This window comes from Nitrospira sp. CMX1 (assembly GCF_054902215.1).
The window spans coordinates 107371-132546 of record NZ_JBUBKD010000010.1; the positions used below are offsets into that span (position 1 = coordinate 107371).

Annotated in this window: 23 protein-coding genes and 2 tRNA genes; 10 read left to right on the forward strand and 15 right to left on the reverse strand. The window is 54.8% G+C overall.

Annotated elements, in window-relative coordinates:
- Positions 1-60 precede the first annotated feature (60 nt).
- Positions 61-288 carry a hypothetical protein gene (locus tag ACYX34_RS01805; protein ID WP_462074842.1) on the forward strand — a complete coding sequence of 76 codons (228 nt, stop codon included), beginning with the start codon at positions 61-63 and terminating at the stop codon, positions 286-288.
- A gap of 57 nt (positions 289-345) precedes the next feature.
- Here ACYX34_RS01805 and ACYX34_RS01810 read toward each other — a convergent pair whose 3' ends face one another.
- The 8 genes from ACYX34_RS01810 to ACYX34_RS01845 form a co-directional block, all read right to left on the reverse strand.
- Positions 346-2661 carry a hypothetical protein gene (locus ACYX34_RS01810; protein ID WP_462074843.1) on the reverse strand — a complete coding sequence of 772 codons (2316 nt, stop codon included), beginning with the start codon at positions 2659-2661 and terminating at the stop codon, positions 346-348.
- Complete coding sequence (locus ACYX34_RS01815) at positions 2658-3224, reverse strand: OmpA family protein (RefSeq protein ID WP_462074844.1); 567 nt, start codon at positions 3222-3224, stop codon at positions 2658-2660. The genes ACYX34_RS01810 and ACYX34_RS01815 overlap by 4 nt, the downstream gene beginning before the upstream one ends.
- A gap of 409 nt (positions 3225-3633) precedes the next feature.
- Complete coding sequence (locus tag ACYX34_RS01820; protein ID WP_462074845.1) at positions 3634-5478, reverse strand: GTP-binding protein; 1845 nt, start codon at positions 5476-5478, stop codon at positions 3634-3636.
- A 144-nt stretch (positions 5479-5622) separates the two neighbouring features.
- Complete coding sequence (gene cysD / locus ACYX34_RS01825; RefSeq protein WP_462074846.1) at positions 5623-6420, reverse strand: sulfate adenylyltransferase subunit CysD; 798 nt, start codon at positions 6418-6420, stop codon at positions 5623-5625.
- 26 nt (positions 6421-6446) lie between these two features.
- Entirely contained in the window at positions 6447-7487 is a 1041-nt protein-coding gene (trpD, locus tag ACYX34_RS01830) for an anthranilate phosphoribosyltransferase (RefSeq protein WP_462074847.1), read from the reverse strand.
- A 1-nt stretch (position 7488) separates the two neighbouring features.
- A complete protein-coding gene (locus ACYX34_RS01835; protein ID WP_462074848.1) occupies positions 7489-8184 on the reverse strand; it encodes a phosphoadenylyl-sulfate reductase in 696 nt (231 codons plus the stop codon).
- Between the two features lies 1 nt (position 8185).
- Positions 8186-10675, reverse strand: coding sequence for a sulfurtransferase TusA family protein (locus ACYX34_RS01840; RefSeq protein WP_462074849.1), 2490 nt, complete (start codon positions 10673-10675; stop codon positions 8186-8188).
- Between the two features lie 43 nt (positions 10676-10718).
- Positions 10719-11168: an RrF2 family transcriptional regulator gene (locus tag ACYX34_RS01845; RefSeq protein WP_462074850.1), complete on the reverse strand. Its 450-nt coding sequence runs from the start codon at positions 11166-11168 to the stop codon at positions 10719-10721.
- Positions 11169-11479: 311 nt separating this feature from the next.
- Between ACYX34_RS01845 and ACYX34_RS01850 the strand changes: the two genes are divergently transcribed.
- From ACYX34_RS01850 to rplT, 7 genes are all read left to right on the forward strand, one after another.
- A complete protein-coding gene (locus tag ACYX34_RS01850; RefSeq protein ID WP_462074851.1) occupies positions 11480-12067 on the forward strand; it encodes a helix-turn-helix domain-containing protein in 588 nt (195 codons plus the stop codon).
- A gap of 52 nt (positions 12068-12119) precedes the next feature.
- Positions 12120-12407 (forward strand): HU family DNA-binding protein, encoded by a 288-nt coding sequence (locus tag ACYX34_RS01855; protein WP_462074865.1) that lies wholly within the window; start codon positions 12120-12122, stop codon positions 12405-12407.
- Between the two features lie 135 nt (positions 12408-12542).
- Positions 12543-12617, forward strand: a tRNA-Val gene (locus ACYX34_RS01860).
- Positions 12618-12700: 83 nt separating this feature from the next.
- Entirely contained in the window at positions 12701-14629 is a 1929-nt protein-coding gene (gene thrS, locus ACYX34_RS01865) for a threonine--tRNA ligase (RefSeq protein WP_462074852.1), read from the forward strand.
- A gap of 32 nt (positions 14630-14661) precedes the next feature.
- Complete coding sequence (infC, locus tag ACYX34_RS01870; RefSeq protein WP_245630884.1) at positions 14662-15153, forward strand: translation initiation factor IF-3; 492 nt, start codon at positions 14662-14664, stop codon at positions 15151-15153.
- Between the two features lie 40 nt (positions 15154-15193).
- A complete protein-coding gene (rpmI, locus tag ACYX34_RS01875; protein ID WP_462074853.1) occupies positions 15194-15388 on the forward strand; it encodes a 50S ribosomal protein L35 in 195 nt (64 codons plus the stop codon).
- Between the two features lie 52 nt (positions 15389-15440).
- Complete coding sequence (rplT, locus tag ACYX34_RS01880; RefSeq protein WP_086424793.1) at positions 15441-15806, forward strand: 50S ribosomal protein L20; 366 nt, start codon at positions 15441-15443, stop codon at positions 15804-15806.
- Positions 15807-15934: 128 nt separating this feature from the next.
- Here the strand turns inward: rplT and pheT are convergent, their stop codons facing one another.
- From pheT to fmt, 5 genes are read right to left on the reverse strand one after another with little or no spacing between them, the layout of a single operon-like run.
- The gene (gene pheT / locus ACYX34_RS01885) at positions 15935-17653 is read right to left on the reverse strand and encodes a phenylalanine--tRNA ligase subunit beta (RefSeq protein WP_462074854.1); all 1719 of its coding nucleotides are present in this window, start codon (positions 17651-17653) and stop codon (positions 15935-15937) included.
- 8 nt (positions 17654-17661) lie between these two features.
- Positions 17662-19227 (reverse strand): phenylalanine--tRNA ligase subunit alpha, encoded by a 1566-nt coding sequence (gene pheS, locus ACYX34_RS01890; protein WP_462074855.1) that lies wholly within the window; start codon positions 19225-19227, stop codon positions 17662-17664.
- Positions 19228-19237: 10 nt separating this feature from the next.
- Positions 19238-19939 (reverse strand): ribulose-phosphate 3-epimerase, encoded by a 702-nt coding sequence (gene rpe / locus ACYX34_RS01895; RefSeq protein WP_462074856.1) that lies wholly within the window; start codon positions 19937-19939, stop codon positions 19238-19240.
- On the reverse strand, positions 19939-21351 hold the full coding sequence (gene rsmB / locus ACYX34_RS01900; protein ID WP_462074857.1) for a 16S rRNA (cytosine(967)-C(5))-methyltransferase RsmB: 1413 nt from the start codon (positions 21349-21351) through the stop codon (positions 19939-19941). The genes rpe and rsmB overlap by 1 nt, the downstream gene beginning before the upstream one ends.
- A 32-nt stretch (positions 21352-21383) precedes the next feature.
- Positions 21384-22337, reverse strand: a complete 954-nt coding sequence (gene fmt, locus ACYX34_RS01905; protein WP_462074858.1) for a methionyl-tRNA formyltransferase — start codon at positions 22335-22337, stop codon at positions 21384-21386.
- A gap of 87 nt (positions 22338-22424) precedes the next feature.
- Here fmt and ACYX34_RS01910 point away from each other — a divergent pair.
- Positions 22425-22501, forward strand: a tRNA-Met gene (locus tag ACYX34_RS01910).
- A gap of 291 nt (positions 22502-22792) precedes the next feature.
- On the opposite strand, the gene ACYX34_RS01915 is transcribed toward ACYX34_RS01910, so the two are convergent.
- Both ACYX34_RS01915 and ACYX34_RS01920 read right to left on the reverse strand, forming a co-directional pair.
- Positions 22793-23755, reverse strand: a complete 963-nt coding sequence (locus ACYX34_RS01915; protein ID WP_462074859.1) for a DUF2971 domain-containing protein — start codon at positions 23753-23755, stop codon at positions 22793-22795.
- A 320-nt stretch (positions 23756-24075) separates the two neighbouring features.
- The gene (locus ACYX34_RS01920; RefSeq protein ID WP_462074860.1) at positions 24076-24282 is read right to left on the reverse strand and encodes a hypothetical protein; all 207 of its coding nucleotides are present in this window, start codon (positions 24280-24282) and stop codon (positions 24076-24078) included.
- Positions 24283-24971: 689 nt separating this feature from the next.
- Here ACYX34_RS01920 and ACYX34_RS01925 point away from each other — a divergent pair.
- The coding region (locus ACYX34_RS01925) for a hypothetical protein (RefSeq protein ID WP_462074861.1) at positions 24972-25176 on the forward strand (205 nt) is incomplete at its 3' end.

Consider the following 25176-nt stretch of genomic DNA (forward strand, 5'->3'; position numbering starts at 1 on the left):
ACGTGTGGAACTGCTGTACGAACCAACTTCACGTGACTCCCTCGGTGAGGAGACCGACAGGTGGGACTGCTAGTGCATCTCCGGCGTGGTACTTGGGGGCTCGCCGTCACCGAGCCACTGCTGATACTTCCTGTAGTACTCTACCTGCGCGCTGCACACCCAGTTTTCCCATTGGATGCGCCCGCCAAAGTTGGGGAGAAGGAACTCGAATTTGTCGATGTCCGCCTGGTTCCAGGTCGCCACCTGACTGAACCAGAAAACGCCCCGTTTGTGAAGAAACCGTTCTAACGCCGGCCCAACCCTGCGGATGTGTTTCAAATCATCGAGCGATACTCTGCCGGCTTGTCACTGATCCAACTGCTTAACAGCACCAGCACGGTTGAGGTCTACCGTAGGTTCACTCACCCTGTTGATTGATGTCTCTCTCTGTGTTTCGGCGGGAGTCTCAATACATTCCTCGGCGACCTGTTCCTTGGCCTGTGAAGACGCAGTTTCGGATTCTGCAATCTGCATAGAAAGATCGAGGCTCTCACGCGGGGGTTCGCCCTCGCCAAGCCACTGCTGATACTTCTTGTAGTACTCAACCTGCGCACTGCGCACCCAGTTTTCTCGTTGGATACGGCCCCCGAAGTTGGGGAGGAGAAATTCGAACTTGTCGATGTCCGCCTGGTTCCAGGTCGCCACCTGACTGAACCAGAAAACGCCCCGTTTGTGAAGAAACCGTTCTAACGCCGGCCCGACCCCGCGGATATGCTTCAGGTCGTCAGGTGACTCATTACTCGCTTGTTCCTCCTCCAACAGACCATTCGTCCTCTCGATCCGCACCTCCTCATTCGATACAGCAGAAGTTTCGACCCGTCCCTCGACGACTTGCTCCTCAGGCTGTAAAGATGTGGCTTGGAGCGCATCACTCTTCACGGGAAACTCGAGGCTCGCACGCGGAGGCTCGCCGTTGCCAAGCCACTGCTGATACTTCTTGTAGTGTTCGACCTGCGCACTGCGTACCCAGTTTTCTCGTTGGATACGCCCCGAAAAGTTGGGCAGGAGAAACTCAAATTTGTCGATGTCCGCCTCGCTCCAGGTCGCCACCTGCTTGAACCAGAAGACGCCGCGTTTGTGCAGGAACCGTTCTAATGCCTGCCCGACCCCCCGGATCTGTTTCAGATCATCGGGCGACTCGGTGTCTGCTGATCCCTCTTCCGACTCTACCGCCCCGGCATGATCTAGGCCCCTTCTGCATTCACTCACCTGGACAACCCGTACATCACTATCCTTTCCAGTGAGAGTCTCGATCCGCTTTTCGACGCCCTTCTCCCCGGCCTGTGAAGGCGTGGCCTGGAGTTGAGAGATCTGTGCAGGAAGATCAGGACTCTCATTGGGCGGCTCGCCCTCACCCAGCCACTGCTGATACTTCTTGTAGTGTTCGACCTGCGCACTGCGTACCCAGTTTTCTCGTTGGATACGCCCCGAAAAGTTGGGCAGGAGAAACTCAAATTTGTCGATGTCCGTCTCGCTCCAGGTCGCCACCTGCTTGAACCAGAAGACGCCACGTTTGTGCAGGAACCGTTCTAATGCCTGCCCGACCCCACGGATGTGTTTCAGATCATCGGGCGACTCGGTGTCCGCTGATCCCCCTTCCGACTGGGCCACGGCCCCGGCATGGTCTAGCCCCTCCTTGTGTTCATCCACCTGGATAACCGGCAACTCCCTACTCTCTTCAATGGAAGGCTCCCCCTGCGTCTCGACGCCTTTCTCGCTCGTCTGCACAGACGACTTCCAGAGCTCAGCAATCTTCGCACGAAGCTCGGCAATCCCGGCCACCTCACCTTCTAACTCCTTGATCCGTGCCAGGTACTCTGAGTTGTCAACCGGCACCCTCACATCCTTCTCAACGGCAGCCTCAATCCGCGCCTCGACACCCTTTCCCCCAGCTCGAACGGACAAGGCCCGAAGCTCAGCAATCTGGACACGAAGAACGTCAATCTCAGCCACCTCAGCCTCTAGTGTCTGGATCCGTGCCAGATGCTCCGGATTATCGATCAACACCTTCTCACTCTGTTCGGAGGGAGATTCGACTCGCTTCTCGACGACCTTATTACCGGCCTGCACAGACGCGGCTTGAAGCTCGGCAATCTGCACACGAAGATCGTCGATGACGGCTACCTCGCCTTCTAATGCTTTGATCCGGTCCAGCTGCTCCTGATTATCGACCGGCACCAGTACTCGCCCCTCAATACCCCTCCCCCCAGTTTGAGAAGCAGTAGTTTGGAGCTGAGCGATTTGCGTAAGCAGCCCCGCAATCATGCCGACCTCACCTTCCAACGCCTTGATCCGCGCTAGGTGCTCCGGATTGTCGATCGGCCGATCGACGGCCTTTTCAATCGGCACCTCCACCACCTTCTCAATGATCTTCTCGACCGGCACTTCAACACGTTTCACCACCACCCGTTCGACCGGCACCTCAACCCGCTTCTCAACCGTTCGAACCTCCGGCGGCTGATTCGTGAGCTTGGTGAGCATGGCAACCTTACTCGTGAGGCGTTCCACCTCTAGACGCTTGTCATCTATCACCGGTCCCAGCACCAGGCCCTTGATCCCCCACCCGAGGCACCCAGCTCCCACTACCGTCCCAAGCCAACATGTCCAGTGCGCAGACATCATGGCTGTTCTCCCTTGGCTCCGATGGAAAACTCGATTCTTCGGTTTTGCCAGCGCCCTTCATCGGTGGCACTCTCAGCGATCGGTCGCGACGCTCCGTACCCTTTGTGAGCCAGCCGTTCGGCTGCAATTCCTTGCGAGATCAGATACTCGACGACGGCCTTGGCACGCTGTTCCGAGAGCACCCAATTCGATTGCTCCGGTCCAACGTTGTCCGTATGGCCACCGACCTCAAAGGCCACGGTTGGGTCTTCCTGTAAAATCGCGGCCACGTTATTCAACACAGTTTTCCCCTCAGGCAGAAGGATCGCGCTGTTGAGTCGGAATGCAATCGCATTTCCGACCAGCAGTGCATCGATCTTCTTTTTCAACGCAGCCGCCGCAGATACCGGCGGCACTGGTGATGATGGCGGCTCAATGATGTTCGGGGTCGGTGGATGAGTCTCAGAGGGGTTCTGCAATGCAACCGGAGGCGGTGACGTCACCGCCCCTTTACCACAGAAGAAGAACGTCACACTAAGGATGAATACCCCGAGGAGTACCAAGAACAGGTCTTTACCCTGCATGACAGTCACCTTCGCTTAAGGAGAGCAAGGGAGCATGCCACAGCAGAATAGTGGTATTAGGGAAAACCGTCAAGGGGTCAGCCTCGCACCATTGTCTGAAAGGCGAGACATTCACGTTCTGGCTCTACCCCACAAAGCTTTGGACTGGAGGTACGTCTTGTTTCACGCAGCTCGGTGATGATGCCAACGGCATTCCCACGTTGGCATTGGGCACTTTGCACCGGTTCCTCCAGGTATTTCAATTCCTCAACAAGACGCACCGTGGCTGTGGCGAAATCTGTACCGAGCCTGAAAGAACAACGGCAGTATTCGGCAGTGACTCTTCTGCCGTCTTACTCATACGGGAAGCAATGTCAGAATCGACACGACTCGACGGTCAACGTGTTCGATTACGTCGGTTGCCGCTGCTCTAGATGGAATACTGAAAGACCGGCTTGGCCCCGATGGCCTGGGCTAAAACACCACGACGCTTTAATTCGTCGAGAATGCGTGCAGTGGCAGCGTCAAAATCTGTGGGGCCAACAAAAACCACATCCGTATTTGGTGGAAGCTCCTCTGCGGCCTTGCTCATGTGCACCGCGATAACCGGCGCGGGATGGACGAGGGTCCTAATGGCCTCTGAGGCTTCTCGATAAGCCAGTCCGAAGGGGTTCGTAGTCGAGACGACAATCAGACCGGTATCCATGAGCAGACGCGCCACTTCACCGTAGCGCCGTGCCATCTCTGTGGTCTGCCCCCGCTCTTCTTCGCTGAGATCCGCATCCAGCCCTCGGCGCAGATTTTCTCCGTCCAAGAGATAGGCATGGCGCCCATCCGCCACGAGGCGTCCTTCGAGTCTTCTGGCCAAGAACGATTTGCCAGTATGTCGGCCGCCGGTAATCAAGACGATCGCCGCTCGATGGCCGTATTGCTGTGCACGATCCTCGACGGTGACTTCACCCTTCACCCACGCAAAATCACGCCGTCTGGCTTCTTCGCGGAGAAATTCCTGATCATCATGCACCAGTTCCGTGACGATCCCCCCACCCGCGATATCGTACTCGTCGACCAGGACAAACCGTCCTGTCGCTTCGAACGACGCTGATAGATCGAAAGCAACCGGAGCTTTCGTGCGCAAGGTCAGTTCGGCCACTTGGTTCTTGCCGACACTGCTACTGCCCTGCTGCTGAGCCAGATCCATCGTGTCGATGATTCGGTGGATCGAAGCCACCTCGCAATCCACCTCCTTGGTGGCGACGCGCAACAGATACTTTCGGCCCTTTTCCAGCGGCCTCTTCCCGAGCCAGAACAAGTTGGCTCGAAAGGCAGTCGAGACGCTTGGCAGGCTTTCTTGATGCGACGCGATCTCACCCCGCTCCACAAAAATCTGCTCATCGAGCGTGATGCCGATGGATTGACCGGCCTGGCCCTCAGTCGGCTGCGGCTCGATATTGAACGCCTCGACCGTCCTGATATTCGCGCGCTTGTTCGAGGGCGAAAAGACCAGGTGATCACCGACCTTGAGACGTCCTGCAGCAATACGCCCGGTGATGATACGACGGGCATCGAACTTATAGACATCCTGCACGGGCAGTCGAAGGGGCTGCTCCGAACGAGCTGTCTCTTTCCGGAATGCGCTGAGTGTATCCAAGACCGTGGGACCGCTGTACCAGGACATCTGTCCACTGCGATTGGCGATGTTGTCACCGAGCTTGGCACTCACTGGGATGAACTGAGACGGCACGGCTTTGAACTGACCCAAGAATTCCCGATACTCTTTTTCGATTCCGTCGAATACATCCTGCCGATAGCCGACCAGATCCATCTTATTCACGACCACCGCAAATTGCCGCACGCCGAGCAGTGATAAGAGATATCCGTGCTTCTTTGACTGCTCCTTCACACCTTCCAGGGCATCGATCAGCAGCAAGGCTGCCTCGGCGCGCGCGGCACCGGAAATCATGTTCTTCAGGAACTCCTTGTGTCCGGGGGCATCGATGATGATGTACTGCCGCCCCTTCCACATGAAAAATGTACGGGCCGTGTCGATCGTAATCCCCTGCTCCTGTTCTTCAAGAAACGCGTCAAAGAGAAACGCGAATTCAAACTCTTTCCCTTGCTGCTTGCAGATGGCCTGTACTTTTTCCAGCTTCCCATCAGGGAGCGACCCGGTATCGGCATAGAGTCGACCCAACAGTGTGGACTTGCCATGATCCACATGACCAACGATCACGATATTGAGATTTTCTGATGGCTTGGTTGATTGCGTCGTCATGACTCCTGACACTCCTTCACCGATTGCTCAAAATGATCGTTCAGCAAGGCCGCAGGGAGCGAGGGTCCGGAGGCGTACGAGATGAGTACGTTGACGGAGCCGAGCGACCGAGAACGAAGCTGGATGCTTATTTCAGCATGCGGTTCACATGTATCCATCTTTTCGCAGCAGCTCCATTCCTCGTCCTTCGTCCTGTGCTCGACCTGAGCGTTCGGCCACCGTCGTATGCCGTAACTCGTCGATAATGTCATCCACCGTCTTGGCCGTCGACTTGATCGGGGTCGTGCAGGGCGCACAGCCAAGGCTGCGGTAGCGTGTGCCATCGCCTTTGTCGAGATAGAGATCGATGAAGGGAATACTTTCGAGTTTGATGTATTCCCAAATGTTGATTTCTGTCCAATCCAGGAGCGGATGAATGCGAATGTGAGTGCCCGGCGGGAACGTGGTTTTGTACTGATCCCAGAGTTCGGGCGGCTGATCGCGGAAATCCCAATCGCCATGTTTATCCCTTGGCGAGAAATACCGCTCCTTGGCCCTCGTCCCTTCTTCATCAGCACGGACCCCAAGAATCACCCCGGTATAGCCCTTATTCTCCAACAGTTGCTTGAGGCCGTTCGTCTTCAGCGCCGTACAACAGACGACCCGACCCATCGTATGGTTCATGCCGGTTGCCAACGCTTCTTTATTTTGGCCAACGACCAAATCTAATCGCCATTCACGTGCAAGTCGGTCGCGATACTCGATCATCGCCGGAATCTTGTAGCTGGTGTCGACATGGAGCAACGGGAACGGCACATGGCCGAAGAACGCCTTGCGGGCGAGCCACAGCAGCACGGTGGAATCCTTGCCCATAGACCAGAGCATGGCGAGATTGCTGAAATGCTTGTACGCCTCTCGAAGGATATACACACTTTGATCTTCCAGTTGACGAAGGTGTTTCATAACGTCTGTTCTTTCCGATTCTTGTCCTAGGCCGCCACCGACTGCCTGACGAGATCCTCAAGCTTACGAGCCGCCGCGCCGCCATCAATCGCAGCGCGAGCCGCCGGGAAACAAGCCGCAAGCGACACGCCCTTCCCGACGGCGTACAGTAACATCGCGGCATTCATCACCACCCAATCCTTTTGACCGCCCTGTACTCGATTCTGGAGGATTCGGCGAAGGAGATCCGCCTCCTTCTCTCGCTGATCCGGCGGAAATCCTGCCATCTCCCGGGATGGGGCGAATGCCAAGCCGAAATCCTTGGGCGCCACACCGATCGGGGTAATCCGTTCATCGCGCAATTCCAATACCCTGGTCGCCATTGAAGCCGACAACTCCGGATCACCCTCGACCCCACGCACAACCAGCGCATGGGGACATCCGAGGATCCGTAGGGCTTCAGCGGTCTTTTCAAAATGAGGCGGATGCGACAACCCCACCACTTGCACCTTCGCCCGAGCCGGATTCAGCAATCTGGCGATCGGGTGAAACACGTTCCTGACGCCTATCGTCTGACGCATTTCTAGAAAACGATAGACCGGCGGGTGGTAGAGTCCGATGTCCAGGTAGGCGAAGCCGCTTCGGTTCACCTCTTCGGCAACCTGCTTGGGTTCAGCATCTACTCGAACCCCCAAAGCCTTTAATACCCCAGCCGCGCCAGGCCGCCCAGGAATACCATCATAGCCATGCATCAGGACTGCTGCCCCAGCGGCTGCCGCCACGATCGAGGCCGCGACGATTGCATGAAACGTGTCCTGCTTCCCCGCGTACGTCGGCACATCCACCAACGCCAACTTCCGTGAGACGGCAAGTGGTGGCACATATTGTCGAGCGGCAGCGGTCAGTCCTGCTAACTCCGTGACGGACTCCATCTTGAATCGCATGGCGATGAGGAAAGCCCCGACTTGGGCCGGGCTTGCTTCACCCTCGACTAAGGCCTTCATCGCTTGCTTACACTCGTCCCATGTAAGGTCTTTAGACGCTTTGGGACCCTTGGCAATTTTTGCGAGAATCTCGTGAAATGCCATGTTACGACCTGTGGAGCCCGCACTCTGTCTTGGCAAAATTCTTCCAGCGCCCGGCCCGCGGGTCGTCGCCAGGCGCCACAGGGGCAGTACAGTAGGTGCAGCCGATGCTGGGGTAATTCTGATCATGCAGCGGATTGTAGGGGACTTCGTAGACCTTGATGTAGGTCCAGACATCGGCCAATGTCCATCGAGCCAACGGATTGATTTTCACTAACTCGAATTTCTGATCCCACTCGATCAACCCGGCATTCACTCTTGATGGGGCTTGGTCGCGCCTGATACCAGTGATCCATGCACTGTACCCCCTAAGGACACGGGTCAGTGGTTCAACTTTCCGAAGGTGGCAACACCGATCGGGTTCACGTGTCCACAGCTCCTCACCGTAGGATTCCGCTTGTTGCTGCGGAGTCAGCAGCGACTTCACTTGGATGACTTGTGCCGGCCGGAGCTCGTACTGTTCGATCACTCGCTCTCTCGTCGCATAGGTTTCGGGGAACAAGAAATCAGTATCGAGATAGAACAACGGCACCGCGGGATTGATACGATGCACCATATCGACGAGGACCACATCTTCGGCTCCAAAACTGCAGGCCAACACAATCTTCGGCTGGTACTTTTCAATGGCGTAGGCCAACATATCTTGTGGTTGCTTCGCCTCGAACGAGTCGCTGATCGCCTTAAAATCAGAATTCCCCACGCTAGCCCTCGACCTTCTCAACCAGAATGCGATAGTGCGAGGCTTCCGGTTCCAGCTCCTCTTGGATCAAGACTTTGTGCCCGTCATTCTTGAGGCTCATGGGCACGTTCTTGATCGGCTCTCCCGCATCCAACCAGACTTCCAGCTTGTCCCCCGCGTCCATCATTTCGAGCTTCAGCTTGGTCTTCACATAGTTCATTGGGCAGGCAACCCCACGCAGGTCGTAGACCGGCGCACCGGTTGCAATTGGAATAGCCGGCTTTGTCTCCGTCGGCGTCGGTACAGCAGGAATCTGCTCTTCTTTCACCGTCGACAGTTTGAGATCCTTCCCCATCTGATCCGTGGCGACGCGGCAGGCTTCAACAAAGCCCTTGGCGAACGCCATCTTCTCACGCGCTGATTCGGGCGACGTTTCCTTGGGACCGAGATCGCCGACCTTTTTGTTGAGGTCTCGATAGATGGAGGGAACAACACCCTTTTGGGCAACCCGACCGTCGAATTCCATAAACGTTTCGGAATCGGTCGACGGCTCCAGCCCTTCGGTCACCAACAGGGCCTTGGCCGCCGCCAACACTGCTCGATATGACTTGTTCACCGACACTGAATATTGATGCTTCTCGACCAGCAGTTTCGCTTGATAGAGCTCTTGATCCGCCTCCAGAATTCCGTTTTCGATCATCTCCAGTGCACCGCCGGCACATTCGCCTGGACCGAGATCTTCCAAAATAAATTCGTCCTCCCCTTCCCAGTCATAGTAGAAAGTGGAATCCTCTTCGTAAGAGGGAACGATCGTATAGGGAATCAACTCGTCCTTCAGCTTGGGCTTTCCCGCACGGGCAATAAACTTCGGCAGGCTTTCATTCGCCTGACGATCGCGCCGATACACGTCGATCAAATGGGAAAGCGCCGCCGGAACCGCCTTCGCCGGCAGCTTCACGATCATCTGACCGATCTTAGCCGTACCGTTGACCGACCCGCCCAGGTGCAATTCATAGTGCGGTGCCACATGCTCCCCGATTCGCTTCCCGACTCCATGCAACCCGATCGTGGAGATATGATGCTGAGCGCAAGAGTTGTGGCAACCACTGATTTTGATATCCACCCCCGCCAACTCTTCCGGGACCCGCCCGGCAGGGAATACCTCGGCCAAGGCTCTCGCCAGCCCTTTTGATGAAGTGATGCCTAGTCCACAGGTATCAGTTCCCGGGCAGGCGATGATGTCCTCGACGAGTTCAGCGCCGGGATCAGCCAATCCGTGAGACGCCAGATCCTCATAGAGATGCGGGGTCTGCTCAGCGGGAATCCAACGGATGACCAGATTCTGATTAATCGTCGTGCGAAGATTCCCATTGGAGTACCGTTCTGCCAGATCCGCAACAAACAACAGCTGTTGGGAGGTGATATCGCCCATAAAGAGCTTGATCGCAGCCGTCACGTACCCATCCTGCTTTTGACGGACGACGTTGGTCCGCTTCCACATCTCAAATGGGGTCTCGTGACCGATCGGATATGTTCCATTCCCATTCCCATTCCCATTGCCATTGGCCGTCCCATTGCGAGTCGGCATGATGAGGGCCGGAGGTGCATCCTGATAGGGCAGCAAGGCGATCGAGCCATTGTTCGGAAGTGTGTGTCCCATTGAGACATAGGCGGCTTCCCATCGGCGTTTGAATTCCTCGAAGCCTAACTTATCGATGACGAACTTCATGCGCGCCTTGTTCCGGTTTTTCCGATTGCCAAGGGTATCGAACACCTTGATGACGGCTTCGATACTAGGAATCAGCTCCTCCATCGGAGTGAATTCTCGGAGCAACTGCGCGATCCGAGGCGTAGAACCCAACCCTCCACCTGCAACCATACGAAATCCGATGACCCCGTCCGCTCGTTTCACTGCGAGCAAGCCGATGTCGTGAATCGGTGTGAGGGCACAGTCGTGCGCACAACCGGAAAATGCAATCTTAAACTTGCGAGGCAGACTTTGATTCAAGGGGTTCCGGAGCAGATGGTATGCGACCGTCTTGGCATAGGGTGTCACATCAAAGACTTCGCCTTGGCACACGCCGGCCAGGTGGCAGGCCGTCACATTGCGAACTGTGTTCGCACAGGCCTCGCGCGTGGTCAGACCAACTTCGGCAAGCCCTCGCATGATGGTCGGCACATCTTTCAGCTCGACAAAGTGCATTTGAATGTCTTGCCTGGTCGTGACATGCCCAACGCCAGTGGCATAGCAGTCAGCCAATTCAGCCACACGGCGGAGCTGGTTCGCAGTAATCCCACCGAATGGAATCTTGACCCGTACCATCTGCACTCCCGGCTGACGCTGACCATAAATGCCGTACTGTAATCGGAACGGCTTGAAGAGGTCCGTGGAAACGTCTCCCGCCAATGTCCGCATAGCCTCGACTTCAAAGGTTTCAATTTCTTCCAGAATGGTGGCTGGAATCGGTTGTGTTTCAATATGTGGGACGGTGAGAGATGCGGCGTCATTCATGGGTCACTCCTTCAATCGCTTGCGGGAAGACTTCTGTTCTATTTCAGATGTGATACATCGGGCTGCGTTGCGCATCCTCGAGGCGCTGGCGTGCCGCCAACTGTTCGACCGTGATGCTCTCGAGGACTTTCCGTTCCGCCTGTTGAAGCTGATCACACACATCACCGAGCAGGAGATCAGATTTCCCCATATGCCGATGTCGAGGGAGCGGGCTGACGCCAGACCGATGAAAGACCGGCCCTTCAAGGGATTCAAATATCGCGGCCAGCGAAAGGTCTACCGGCTTGCGTGACAACAGATATCCACCCTGTGCTCCGCGATGGCTTTCGACCAAGCCGGCATTCTTCATAGTGTGGAGCACCTGTTCCAGAAAACGGAGCGGAATGCCCTGGCGTTTTGAGACCGCTTTCGCTTGAATCGGCGCATCATTCGCGTGAATGGCCAGATCAACGGCGACCAGGATTCCATAACTCACACGCTTTGACATTTTCATTCTTTACAATTCCTGTAGGAATTTGAGATCAACACTCTACCTTCCCGTAGAAGACACTGTCAAGCACGGTCCTCCCGCGTCAAGCTCACAACCTACCGAAGATCTAAGTATTTTCACCTTTGCTTCTCATTTTTACCACAGCCTCCGAAATCCGATTTCCCCACTCATCTCCAAGCCATTGAATCCCTGCTCGTTCCCCACGCACCACAGTGGCAGGAAAGCTGTCCGCCAGAAGGCCCTGGCCGAAAATCCGATTGACATCGATTCAGCCCCGGGCAATAATCCGCGCACTTCTTCTACATGGTGCCTTCATGCCAGCGTCATCATCGACATACAGCATTGTATTGCTCACGAAGGATCCGGCCGTCCAGGCTCAAGTTCAACAGGTCTTTACGGATGCCTCAATCAACATCTTCCCTGATGCTCAGACCTTTCAGATGGAATCGCCACACCAGCATGCGGAGGTCATCATCGAGGAACTATCGGGCACCCGGGATTCCGTCACGGCATGGCGCGATCATCTCGATTTTGCCCACACCCTTTTCATCCAAGGTTCATCCGCGGTCTTACGGCAAACCTTGACCATGATCCAAGCGATGATCACACCGAACAGCCTCCGACCGAGCAAGACCCAAGATGGGTCTCTGGAAAATTATTTGGAGGTGAAAATGGGTGAATTCGTCAAAGGAATGCGCAACGGGTCCGCAAGGAACCTCCACCCGATTCTCATTTCCGCCGTGGAGCGCCCTCTCATCACCTCGGCCCTGCAAGAAACACGAGGCAATCAGATTCAGGCCGCAGAATTGCTCGGACTCAACCGGAACACGTTGCGAAAAAAGATCGTCAATCTGCATATTCCGCTGAAACAGACTAAACTGAGAGCGAATCGTAGTGCGTAAGTGTGCCAGTGCAGTGCCACCGGAGTCATTTTCTCCATTTCTCCACCACCTAATAAGGAGGAACATTATGACAAAGGAAGAGCTGATCGCGAAGATGGCCGCTTCGGCTGGGATCACCAAAGTCGCAGCGGGAACTGCCCTTGAGGCATTTACCGGTGCGGTGACCTCTTCGCTGAAGAAAGGACAACGTGTCTCTCTTGTCAATTTTGGCACCTTTACGCTTTCTAAGCGGAAAGCACGAATGGGGAGGAACCCAAGAACGGGCCAGTCACTCCGGATTCCGGCGGCGAAAGTGCCGAAATTTTCAGCAGGGAAAGAGCTTCGCTCTGCGGTGAAATAGATTTCGCCAGGAGTGCCGACAGAATATAGGAAGAGAAGGTGGTAGCTCCTTCAGTTTCCTGAAGGGCGACTGTCTTCTCTTTCGTTTTCTTGACAGTGTCGGCGAGGCTATATTAGCATGCCTCCTCTTCTTGATAGGCGCGTAGCTCAGGGGGAGAGCGCTACCTTGACACGGTAGAGGTCGACGGTTCAAGACCGTCCGCGCCTACCATAGTTGAAATGAGTGAGGGGCTGTCGTTAGCAGAGGCGAGGCGTCTGGGTTTCTTTGTGTCCCCGATTGGCGGTAGAACTCTTATGAAGATTGCGCTCAAAGACGGCCACAGTACAGAGACAAGAGCGGGTGATACCGTGGGGACTGCCCTTTCCTCACTGGGAGTGGCCGGACAGGATGTGCTCGCAGCCAAGGTGGATGGAACCGTCGTTGACCTATCACGGCCTCTTGCAGATGGCACACTGATCGAACCGCTTCGGTTTGATAGTGCGGACGGTCGGGAGGTCTACCGCCACAGCAGTACCCACGTCATGGCTCAAGCGGTGAAAGAGCTGTTTCCTTCGGCCCAACTAACGATTGGCCCAGCGTTGGACGATAGTTTTTACTACGACTTTTCCTTCGAACGCCCCTTCACACCGGAAGATCTCGAAAAGATCGAAGCTCGTGCGGCGGACATCATTCAACGCAATCTCCCCATTACGCGGAGGGAGTTTTCCAAACAGGAAGCCATCGATTTTTTCACGGCTCGTGGTGAACAGTACAAGGTCGAGTTGATTCAAGGATTTCCCGACGGCGAACCGATTACCGCATACACACAGGGTGATTTTGTCGATCTGTGCCGCGGCCCTCATCTTCCAACAACCGGCTATATCGGGGCTCTCAAACTGCTCACTACTGCCGGTGCGTACTGGCGCGGCGATGAACGAAACCCGATGTTGCAGCGCATCTACGGGACGTCCTTTCCGACCAAGGCCGAAGTCGAAGCCTATTTGGCCAGATTGGAAGAGATTAAGCGCCGTGACCACCGAAAAGTCGGAAAAGAACTGGACTTGATCAGCATCCAGGATGAAATCGGTCCCGGTCTCGTGCTCTGGCATCCAAAGGGAGCGGCAATCCGTCTGTTGATTGAAAACTTCTGGCGAGAACAACATATTCGCGACGGATACAACCTGGTCTACTCCCCGCATACGGCCCGGCTCGACCTTTGGAAAACCAGCGGACACCTCGATTACTATCGGGAAAACATGTTTCCGTCCATGAAGCTGGAGGGCAGCGAGTACCAACTCAAACCGATGAATTGCCCGTACCACATCATGATCTATCAGTCTCACCTGCGAAGCTATCGAGATCTCCCCATTCGATATGGTGAGCTAGGGACCGTCTACCGCTACGAACGGACCGGGGTCCTACATGGACTCATGCGCGTACGCGGATTCACACAAGACGATGCTCACCTTTTCTGCCGGCCTGATCAGATGGAAGCGGAAGTCAGCCGGGTATTGGACTTTACATTTTTCGTGCTTCAAACATTTGGATTCACTGAATTCGAAGTGTTTCTCTCCACACGACCGAAGGAATCGGTCGGCGGTGATGAACATTGGACATTGGCCACCAACGCCTTGGAATCCGCACTGAAAAGTCGCAACATTGCCTTTCAACTGGATCCTGGAGGCGGAGCGTTTTATGGCCCCAAGATCGACATTAAGATCAGAGATGCGCTAGGCCGCTCATGGCAATGTTCCACGGTCCAGGTGGACTTCAACAATCCCGAGCGGTTTGATTTGAGCTATATCGGAGAAGACGGGAAAGCCCATCGCCCGATCATGATCCATCGTGCCCTGATGGGATCGATTGAACGGTTCTTCGGCATTCTGATTGAGCATTACGGCGGTGCCTTTCCGACCTGGTTGGCACCCGTACAAGCAGTGGTCATCAACATCACTGATCAGCAGCAGGACTATGTCAGTGCCGTTGTGGCACAATTGAAAGCAGCCGGCTTCCGGGCCGAAGCGGATCTGCGAAATGAAAAGATTGGATTCAAGATTCGCGAGGCTGAAAAGGCAAAGGTCCCGTTCATGTTGGTGGCAGGGAATCGAGAAGTCCAGAATGGCACACTCTCAGTCCGAGGCCGAAGTGGGGCCACTTTAGGCAATATGACAGTGGCTGAGATCGTGAATCTGTTGCAATCTGAGCTCAAACATACCCAGCGAGAGCTTCAACACACCCACTAAGAGAGAGGTGGCCTATCGTCCCCAAATTACGTGTGAATCGTGAAATTCGAGTCCGAGAAGTTCGTGTCATTGGCCCAGAGGGAGAACAGCTCGGCATCCTTCAGACGGCGGATGCCTTTCGCCAGGCCCAAGAGACTGGCCACGATTTGGTGGAAGTCGCTCCTACTTCGGTCCCCCCAGTCTGTAGAATTATGGACTTTGGGAAGTATAAGTATGAGCTGAGCAAAAAGGATCATCAAAACCGGCGCCACCAAAAGTCCACACAGGTGAAGGAAATCAAGTTGCGCCCACGGACCGATAAGCACGATCTTGAAATCAAAGTCCGACAGATGAAGACATTCTTAGAAGAAGGCAATAAGACCAAAGTGACCCTCACCTATCGTGGGCGAGAAATGGCCAACCAAGAGATGGGGCGTGCAGTGATGAACTCCGTCATAGAACAGTTGGCACAAGCCGGCACGATCGAGTATGCTCCTCGTATGGAAGGACGCAGTTTGATCATGATCGTCGCTCCGAAACACTAACGTACAGCGCAGCGATTGCTCAACTAAAGGAACCTCTCACATGAAAATGAAGACGCATTCAGGAACGAGCAAACGATTTACCAAAACAGGAAGCGGCAAGATTGTCCGCCGCAAGGCGGGCAAGCGGCACATACTGACCAGCAAACGACACGACCGGAAGCGCCGCCTGAGCGGAACAGCAGTAGTGGATTCCACGGTTGTTTCTGCATTGAATCGACTCCTGCCGTATGCATAGACGGCGATCGTGTCGTGTTGTGAATTTTAAGACCCAAAAGGAGCAATGAATCATGCCTCGCGCAAAAGGTGGACCAAAAACGAGAGCCCGACGGAAGAAGCGGATCAAGCTGGCGTCAGGTCAGTACGGCGGGAAAAGCCGGTTGTTCCGTTCAGCAACGGAAAGTGTTGATAAGGGATTGACCTACGCCTATACCGGTCGCAAGAACCGAAAGCGGGATTTTCGGCAGTTGTGGATCGCCCGCATCAGCGCTGCGGTCCGGAATCACGGGCTGACCTATAACCGGTTTGTGAACGCCCTCAAGAAAGCAAACGTGCTGTTGGATCGCAAAGTTCTCTCCGATATGGCCATCAAGGACGCTACCGGATTTGAGAAATTAGTGGGTCTAGCCAAGCAACACGTGCCGGCAGCAGCATAGCCTCACCTGCCCGTCTCTAGTCAGAGACAAGATGAGGGGGAGCAACAGGACGTCGCTCCCCCTTGTGAGTTTCGCACTACATCCAAACTTTGATGTGTCTTACCCGAACAACGTTCGGTGTCGGCTGGTCACTTTTGTTCGATCAACTGCGACAGGTTTACATCGAACGCAACAACCGGCATAGTGATCTGCCAACGCTCGAGGACTTCGGGATGGACCTCGCCGATCACGCCGACAGGCTTGTCGGCAACGAGAACACACCCGGCACGACCTTCTAAGAACGACGGGTGCGGGACCGGTTCCAGCCTGTACTCTATCCCCAAATGATAGAACAGTGTATCCAGGCAGGAGTGAATCTCCGAAAAATGCGCGGCGGCATGGGCGATCACTGCTCCTAAGACGGTCTCTGTCCGGGACCTCACCTCGTGGGTTGCGTCAGGAATGGCAACATCACCGGCTTCGAAGAGGCGGTGAGGGTAAAATGCCCGACTCGAAGCGGCTTCGATGCGCAGCAGCGAGGGCAACATCCATTGTCGCAGGCAGGAGAAGTTCAACGTCATCACATTGTCGACCTTGACCATCTGCCCCCATTCCGTCTCGTCAATTCGCATATGCCCGGAATACTGCTCCGGCGAACCAAGGATATTGGAGATAATCTCCTGAAATCCTAATCCCACCATCAACTCCCGGGCACGATCGGAGACCTGTTCAATGCGGGACAATCCGCCGACCGTAAACTGTGCAGGCATGACCGGTGTAAACTCCGCGTACCCGCGGCTCATCGCCACATCTTCCACCACATCCATCGTGTGCATCAGGTCCTGCCGATAGGGCGGCAGCTTGACCCGAACAGAGTCCTTCCCCGCGGACACTTCATACCCATAGACCTCAAGCGCTTGCTTGACGACCTTGATCCCCAACCCTTGGCCAAGCGCCTGCTCGATCGTGCGGATCGGGATCGTCTTGCTCTTCTTCAAATCCTGTGGCGTGGTCACTCGTTTACCCAGTGGGGTACGTTTAGGGTACTCGATAGCGATCGGCTCGATCATCGCCCCGCGATCGGCAAGATTGGCCGCAAAAATGTTCAAGGTCAACACGACCATCGGCAAGTCTGTCCCGGTGACTTCGACGAACAGCTGATCATCGCCTACCTCCACCTCACCGACCTCTCGACTGTTGATGATCGGGGGAAAGGACAGCGGTTGGTTGGTTGCGTCTCGCAGGATCGGAACACGGCTGGCTCCCGTCAGAATTCCGCCGTATTCAACCCCCTTCGGATGGACCAGGAGCATCTCCGACAGAGTCATCACCGTCTCCATTCCCAACGGGGTAAAGCGAGCCTCAGTGGGTTTCACCAGCTCATACGTCACGGGGAAAGTGATCTTGGAGAGTTGGTAGATGCCAATGGAAACCGTCTTACGCTTGTGACCGAAAATCTCCGCCAATTTTTCTTGCGTCTGAATCAGCTGGGCCAACCCCTGCGAAGTCACTCGATACCCCCTGGCTGCGCAGGCGGCCACATAGGGACGGACCTGTTCCATCCCAGGCTTCACGATAACCTTCGCTTTGGGCTTTGGCTTCCCGACCAAGAACGGATATTGCGTGAACTTCCCCTGTTGCTTGATTCGAATCTGCCGCGCAATGCCCTCGCAACACCACAAATCCGGTCGATTGCTGTCTTGTAATTCGATGCGCAGTTCCCCAGTCTCGGAATTGTGACCCTTCAGTTCGCCCTTCACCAGCATCAGCCACTCTTCCACCTGCTCGATCGAGACCGATCGTCTGGTGGCAGGAGTGCCCTTCAACAGAGCTTCGAAGTCATCTTTAAAAATGGTGATCGTGGGCATGGCAACAGTTAGAACAATCCTCGGGTGGTCCGAATCAGCTCTAGATTATCGGTGAAGAGCTCTCGAATATCGTGAATCCCCAAGGCCACCATCGCCATCCGATCCAGCCCGAGTCCCCAGGCGATCACGGGCGCTGTCACACCAAGCGGCACGGTGACTTCCGGTCGGAACAACCCTGCCCCCCCAAGCTCCATCCACCCCAACCGAGGGTGCCGAACGTGGAGCTCAACCGATGGTTCGGTAAAGGGAAAGTACGCCGGCAGAAACTTGACCTCTTTCGCTTGCGCCACTTCATGAGCAAACAAATTGAGCAACCCCAAGAGCGTGCGGAAATTGATGTCCTCTCCAACGACGATCCCTTCCACCTGGAAAAAATCCGTCGCGTGGGTGGCATCGACTTGGTCGTAACGAAAACAGCGGGCGATTGAAAAGTATTTCCCTGGAATATCGGGCGAGGCCGCCAATGTTCGTGCTGAAACCGCAGTTCCTTGGCTGCGCAACACTAGGCGTTTGGCACGCTGCAGATCAAACGCATACCCCCAGCCGGAGGAGCCAGTCTTTCCACCGTTTTCATGCACCTTGCCGACCTTCGACAAGATGGACTCATCCGCCATGGAGGCATGGGTCGGTTGTTTCACAAAATAGACATCATGAATGTCACGAGCCGGGTGGAATTGCGGCATGAACAACGCGTCCATGTTCCAAAACTCAGTTTCCACCAAGCCCCCACGCATCTCCTGGAAACCCATACTCACAAGCTTGGCTTTGACCGTATCCAAAAACTCCCGATACGGATGTTTTTTCCCGGTTCCGACACGGGGCGCCCGAAGGCTGATGGTGTATTTCCGGAATCGTTTCTGGCGCCAGCTGCCGTCCTTGAGCAGTTCAGGGCTTAGTTGTGAGACTTCCTCCATCAATCCCTGGTTCATCAGTTGTGCAACAGCCCTGGTGCCGGCAGGGGACAAGACGAACGAGCGCGTCACACGTTCATCGACTCGGAAAGGCTCCTTGGCATTACCTCGTTTCACCGCATAATCTTCGATGACCTGTCGATCAGTCTCTGTAAAACTATTCAACTCCTTCGGCGATCCATGGAGCTGTCCTAGGAGTGTTCTGAGCGCATCCGCTGTCGAACTTGGTCGCCCGGTCGTCTCAATACACCCCCCCTGGATGATCAGGAGCACACCCTCTTTTTTGAGTCGTCCGACAGCTTTACTGACATCGGAAGGATCCAAGCCTCCTTGCGATTGAAGATCAGGAATCGTCAGCCGTTTTCCAGTGCTGGTCGCGTCACGTGCTGCAGTCAGCACGCGCTCAATCGGTGCCGCCGTCTGGTGATACTCTTCCCCGGTTTTCGTCAGGGACACGATGGGCGTCACCGTCTCCTTGTGCACAGTGATGAGCGCCTTGGCCAAGAGCCATTCAATGGCCATACTGAGTTGAGACGGCTCCAGCTCTGCGGCCTCCGCCAGTTGTTCACTTTCTAGAGCAGTACCGACGGGACGAGTGCCCAATGTCATCAGAACTTTGATTTCAAGGGGATGCAGGCTGTCGATGACGCTGGAGATATCCACGCTGAATGGCCTATCGATTGACTGCCGCAGGCGGCGTGGATTGAATGGCTGTCTGAGCGGCTGCCCGCAGGGCCGCGATCGTCGCCTTATAGTCGCGTTGAGAAAAGATCGCTGATCCTGCGACCAACGTCGTCGCGCCGGCAGCCACGATCTCCCTCGTATTGTCCACCTTCACACCGCCGTCGACTTCGAGCAGGGCGTGGCTGTTGATCCGATCCAACATGCCTCGCGCGTCCGCGATTTTTTTGAGCACCGACGGAATGAATTTTTGCCCACCAAAACCTGGATTGACGGACATGATCAAGACGAGATCGACATCACCGATAATGTCTTGCAGAAGGGAAATGGGCGTAGCAGGATTCAGCGTCACTCCGGCCTTGATTCCCCGTTCCTTGATCGACTGAATCGTGCGGTGGAGATGCGGACAGGCCTCAACATGCACGGTCAAATAGTCGGCCCCGGCATCCACAAAATCAGGAATAAAGGCATCCGCATTGGTGATCATGAGATGCACATCAAGTGGAAGCTTAGTGACCTTTCTCAGGCTTTCGACAATGGGTGGCCCTACCGTCAGGTTGGGCACGAAATGGCCGTCCATCACATCCACATGCAGAAGATCGGCCCCGGCCTGCTCCACGGCGGCGATTTCTTCCGCCAATCGGGCAAAATCAGCGGAGAGAATCGACGGTGCGATAGAGATCGATTGTGCCATTAGCTCATCTTCCTGAGACGAACGGCATAGAACCCGTCCATTCCGACGCAATTACACATGGTGGAGAGCGCCCCCTGCTCAGTCACGAAGGGACGCGCAGCGGGAGGAAGCCAGGGAGCCACAGATTCACGCATCCATCCTGGATAGGCCTTGCAAAACCAGTTAATAACCTCTTCGGTCTCCTCTGTTTCTGTCGAGCAGGTACTATAGACTAGCACGCCGCCAAGCCGCAAGCAGGGAGCGACCGATTCAAGGATCTGCCTCTGTAGTGTCTGGTGTCGAGCGAATGTGGCGTCCTCGCGCCGGCCTTTCGACTCTGGATGGCGCCGCAAAACGCCAAGTCCGCTGCACGGGGCATCAACCAGAATACGGTCGAATACGGGCAGACCCGCATCACGAGACATCGTAATTTCCTTCGGCCAGTCAGAGGGGCGCCTCGCGTCACCCACGATTGGGACAATACTGTTCAACCCCAGCCTTCGACAATTGTCTCGGAGCAGTTCTAGCCTTGAGGCTTTGAGATCAACCGCGACGATCGTTCCTCGATCACCCATGAGCTCGGCAAGATGCGTGGCCTTCCCTCCGGGAGCGGCACAGACATCCAGAATCGACTCACCGGGCTGAGGGGCAAGGATCGGTGGAATGAGTTGCGCCGCTTCATCTTCGACATAGTAGTCACCGGTCTCAAATCCAGGGAGCGAGGACACATCCTGCCCCTTGTCTAGCTTCACTCCCACTGGGCTGATGCTGGTTGCCTGGGCGGTGACCCCGGCTTTCGCAAACTGTTCCAGGAGAGCGTCCCTCATCAATCGCGTCCGATTGACCCGAAAGGTGAGTGAAGGGATTGCGCCAGCCGCCTGACAAGCTGACTCTGCCTGGGCATATCCCAATCGTGCGAGCCACCGCTGACTCAGCCACAAAGGAATGCCGTAGCTGACCGACAGATATTCCGCCGGATGGATCGCTGGATCCGGCAAGTTCGGAACGGGTAACCGAATAAGGTTGCGCAAGACCGCATTCACCAACGCACTCCAATCTCGTCCCAGCTGTTGTGTAGAGGCCTTAGCCAACTCGACGGCTTCGTGGACCGCAGCAGACGCGGGAATGCGATCGAGATAAAGAAGTTGATAGACGCCAATACGAAGCAGCATTTGGACCAAGGCAGGAAGCCGATGAAGGGGCTTGGTGAGTACTGCGCTCAACCGCCAGTCGAGGGTCTCCTGCCTTCGAAGTACCCCATAGACAAGCTCCATGATCAGCGCACGGTCACGCGGGTCTGAAACCGACCTCACCCGTTGATCCAGCACCTCATCAAGGGCACGATCACCTCGCTGACTTGCGAGCAAGACGGACAGTGCAACAGACCGTGGTGAATATTTGATGGAACTTGGCAGCTTACCTGTATCAGGCATGGAAAGTTGTCGAGGTCGAGGCCGTGGAATAGTCAGCCGACTACGGTATTCGGCGGGGATCCAAGTTGTTGCCCCATGGTCACCCGGTGGCCGGCCAGGAATTGGGCCACCGCCATGCGCTTCGAATTGGCAGTCTGGATTTCGCGGATCTCAAGAAGCCCATCGCCGGTTGCCACCAAGATCGAGTGTTTATTCACCGCGACTATCGTTCCTGGTGTGCCAGTGGTCACACTCACCTGCGCCACCGCCTTCCAAACGTTCCAGCGCTCATCACCCAGAAACGTATAAGCGCCCGGCCAGGGAGACAACCCTCGCACTCGATTGGCCAGCGACGCCGCAGTCAGCGTCCAGTCGATAAGACCATCTTCTTTTTTTAGCAGCGGGGCCATAGTCGCCTGATGATCGTCTTGCTTGGTCGGTACCAACGTCCCGGCTTTCAGCTGGGCAAGTGTCTCAATAAGCAGTCGTCCACCCAGTGCAGCCAGGCGTAGCGCCAATGTCCCGGCCGTATCGTCGGGCAAAATCTCCAACTTCGCTTGGAGTAACATAGCCCCGGTATCCATGCCTTCATCCATGAGCATTGTCGTAATGCCCGTCTCAGTCTCCCCATTGATGACGGCCCATTGAGCCGGAGCAGCCCCTCGATATTTCGGCAAGAGCGACCCGTGCACATTCACACAGCCCATCGGAGGAAGCTGAAGAATCGGCTTGTGCAAAATGCGGCCATACGCAGCAACAGCGATCACATCCGGCTGCCAGGACGACAAGGCTTGCAAAAACTCCGGGGTACGGATCTTGAGCGGCTGCAACACAGGAATCCCGGCACGCTCCGCCACCTGCTTCACAGGCGGCGCGACAACCTGATGCCCCCGTCCCTTCGGACGATCCGGCTGACACACAACTCCCACAACCTGATCGCTTGAGCTTAGGAGTGCTTCGAGCGACGGGACGGCGAAGTCTGGTGTGCCCATGAAGACGATACGCATACCTTGGCTTTATCATCGTGGTTCCGAGAATGCAATCAAACAACTCCTTAACTTGACTTGTCATTCAACGCTTTGTTAGTCTCCCTTCGCGGGGTGGAGCAGCCTGGTAGCTCGTTGGGCTCATAACCCAAAGGTCAGAGGTTCAAATCCTCTCCCCGCAACCAAAACCCTACCCTCTCTTCTTTATCCTGATTCACCAACAGCTGCTGAAGCAAAGCCGAAGAATTCCTCCGTTCAAATCCCGCTGCGTGAAAAAATAGCGGGCTGATTCTGATCGGAAGGCATCGATGCTTCCTTTATGTGTGACGCTCCTCCGGGGGAATATCGAGGCCGCGCGAACCGGGGAGAAAGCCGATTCATCGGGTGGCCTACCAGTGCGGCCTCGGCGACGACTATACCCCGGACGCACGGAAAAGGAAAACCGGACAGAAAGGCGGGAAATGCGGCGTAAGAATCTACTTTCCCCGATATGGTGTCTCGGAAGTAAGCACTTCCGCATTGACATTGTGCTCGCGGAGGAGAAGTTCGACGGCTCTTTTTCGATCCACCTTATCTGAATGAGGGCCAACTATGACGCGTCGTATTGGTAAGGCATCCAACTCCTGACCCTCAAACAGGTGAATACAAGGCACCGACACACCGTTGCGAATGTAGCTACATATTCTACGATAAGGCTGTCCACTTTGATTCTGCAAGTCTTGCCCCATAATAAGAGAAGGTTCTCTGACTACTATTCGAACCTCCTTCTCTTCTTCAAAACCTCTGTGTTTGCAGAGCATCGACAACTTGCACACATTCTCAGCAGCATCCGCATAATCTATGTGCTGATTCCTTAACTGGGCATATACAGACCTCTGCAAATCAACAAGGCACTTCCTGACTTGTGCCGACTTTATGTCTGAAAACTGGGCAAGATTGTATTCAACATCAGTCTTATTCAGTTGTTCCTCATAATATAGTTTGCCTTCAGCTACGAGTAAGGAGTGCAACTTCTCAGCGTCGAACACGATGGCGTATCCCCCATCTTCCCCATACGCTCGCCACTGACTAAGAAGCCCATTATGGGAAATCCAATCATTAGTTGCGGTGCAAAAAGAGGTCACAAAGTAATCTTGTGCCTTTGTCAATTCCTTAAGCCTTTCAACCCATGTTTTCACTGTATCGTCGATCAAGTCTATTCCTAGCCGACTCGCATCTTTGACGTTGTCCGCAAAATCCCCGGAGTCGATGACTAATTGCTCAAGCTCCTGTCTTAGAATCATTGGAAGGACACGACTATAAAAGCCCAGTATTTCTTCCGTGTCATTCATAAATGATGTATGGCTAGCCCAAAGTGTCCTTTTTGAAATTATTCCATGCAGGCCACCCGCATCCGTGTAGTGCATCAGCTCTCTGTGTTCTTCCAGCGCTTCACTCATATCACTCATCAAAAGCTAGATGGATTCAACAATCCGCTTTCGCAAATGCAATTCATATTCTTTCAACGTGGGGAAGCTACGGAAGAAATGGAGCTAAGTGACAGAGGCTTCCGTGCTTCCGGCACCTAGGGAGATGATGTTGAATTTGCGGAGCCCGAACTGACTGAAGGAACTGGTCTCACAGAAAGCTCTCCTTCCAAAATTACGCTACCAGACATACAACAAGAATAATATATCCAGTCAGACTATAAGCATAAGCAAAACCTACACCCACAACGAAAATACCATAGCCAAGGACCATCAGTATTCCCCCCAATAGCTTATAGACAGTTTGATTCATCGCGTCTTAAGAATGGCTCCTGGCAAAAATAGAACATCAGAGCGATTTGCGGATTCTCTTGCCATCGCTTGTACGCGATCCGAAACTCACCTTCCGTGCCTGAGCCTGCTACGCCGGTCGGCGTACCAAAGCGCCGCCACATAATGCCGATAAAGATGTCGTACTCGCCGATCTGATCGTTAATCACCTGTTGCGGACGACCGGCCCCCGGTGCAGTGTACGTCTGCTATTGCACAAGCTCCAATCGATAGCCGAGCGGGGTCCATGCGTTTGATTGACTTCATCGACGACTTTTCCCAATGTCTGGCGCTCTTCAGAGACCTCCCCGGACGAGGCAACAAAAACTCGAAGGGTTCTGGCATTTGAGATTCCTAATGGTCTTCTACCTTCAGAAATTGCACTCACCAAGCGCCGATCCCCAATGACGCCCTCAACACGGAATATGGAGGTAGGGGCGAACGACCGCCATAAGGGCCTTGCGGGTGAGTCATTCTAAGTAAGACACAAACAACACGCAAGTAACAGGTGGTGCGAACTACGTGTATTTAAAACTGACATCAGTGCTCGAAATCCTGCCCGCAGTTACTTTGCCGAGATTCTAGGTGCGGTGATAAGGTGGGAGTGTGAAATGCCGCTAAAACCGGACCCCGCAACCAGTGCTAGGTGGGAATTCACGCCGTTAAGGCAATGATCACCGTGGGGTTAAATCGTGACCGAATCGCCTCCCCGCAACCAATCCATCTGCTTTTCCTCTCTTCCTAACCTGCTATGTTGCAACGCGAGCCCCGGCACAGCAACCATCTTTCTCACTATGGGACCCAGGCTTGCACCTTTGTTCCTAGCCTTCTAGAATGTGCCTCCCTCCGAAGGATTCTTATGTTCATCACTATTGTTTGGTCGCTGCTCGCCTTCATTTTCTTGAATTGTGTTCCCGCCCATGCAGAATGGCGTCTGATTAGCTACGCCACGGGCTCTGGGGGCTTTACAATTTACGTTGATCCTGCCGCGATTCTTCGTCGAGGAGAACTTGTGAAGATGTTAGTGCTGTACGACTTCAGGTTTGTACAAGCCATTAACGGCA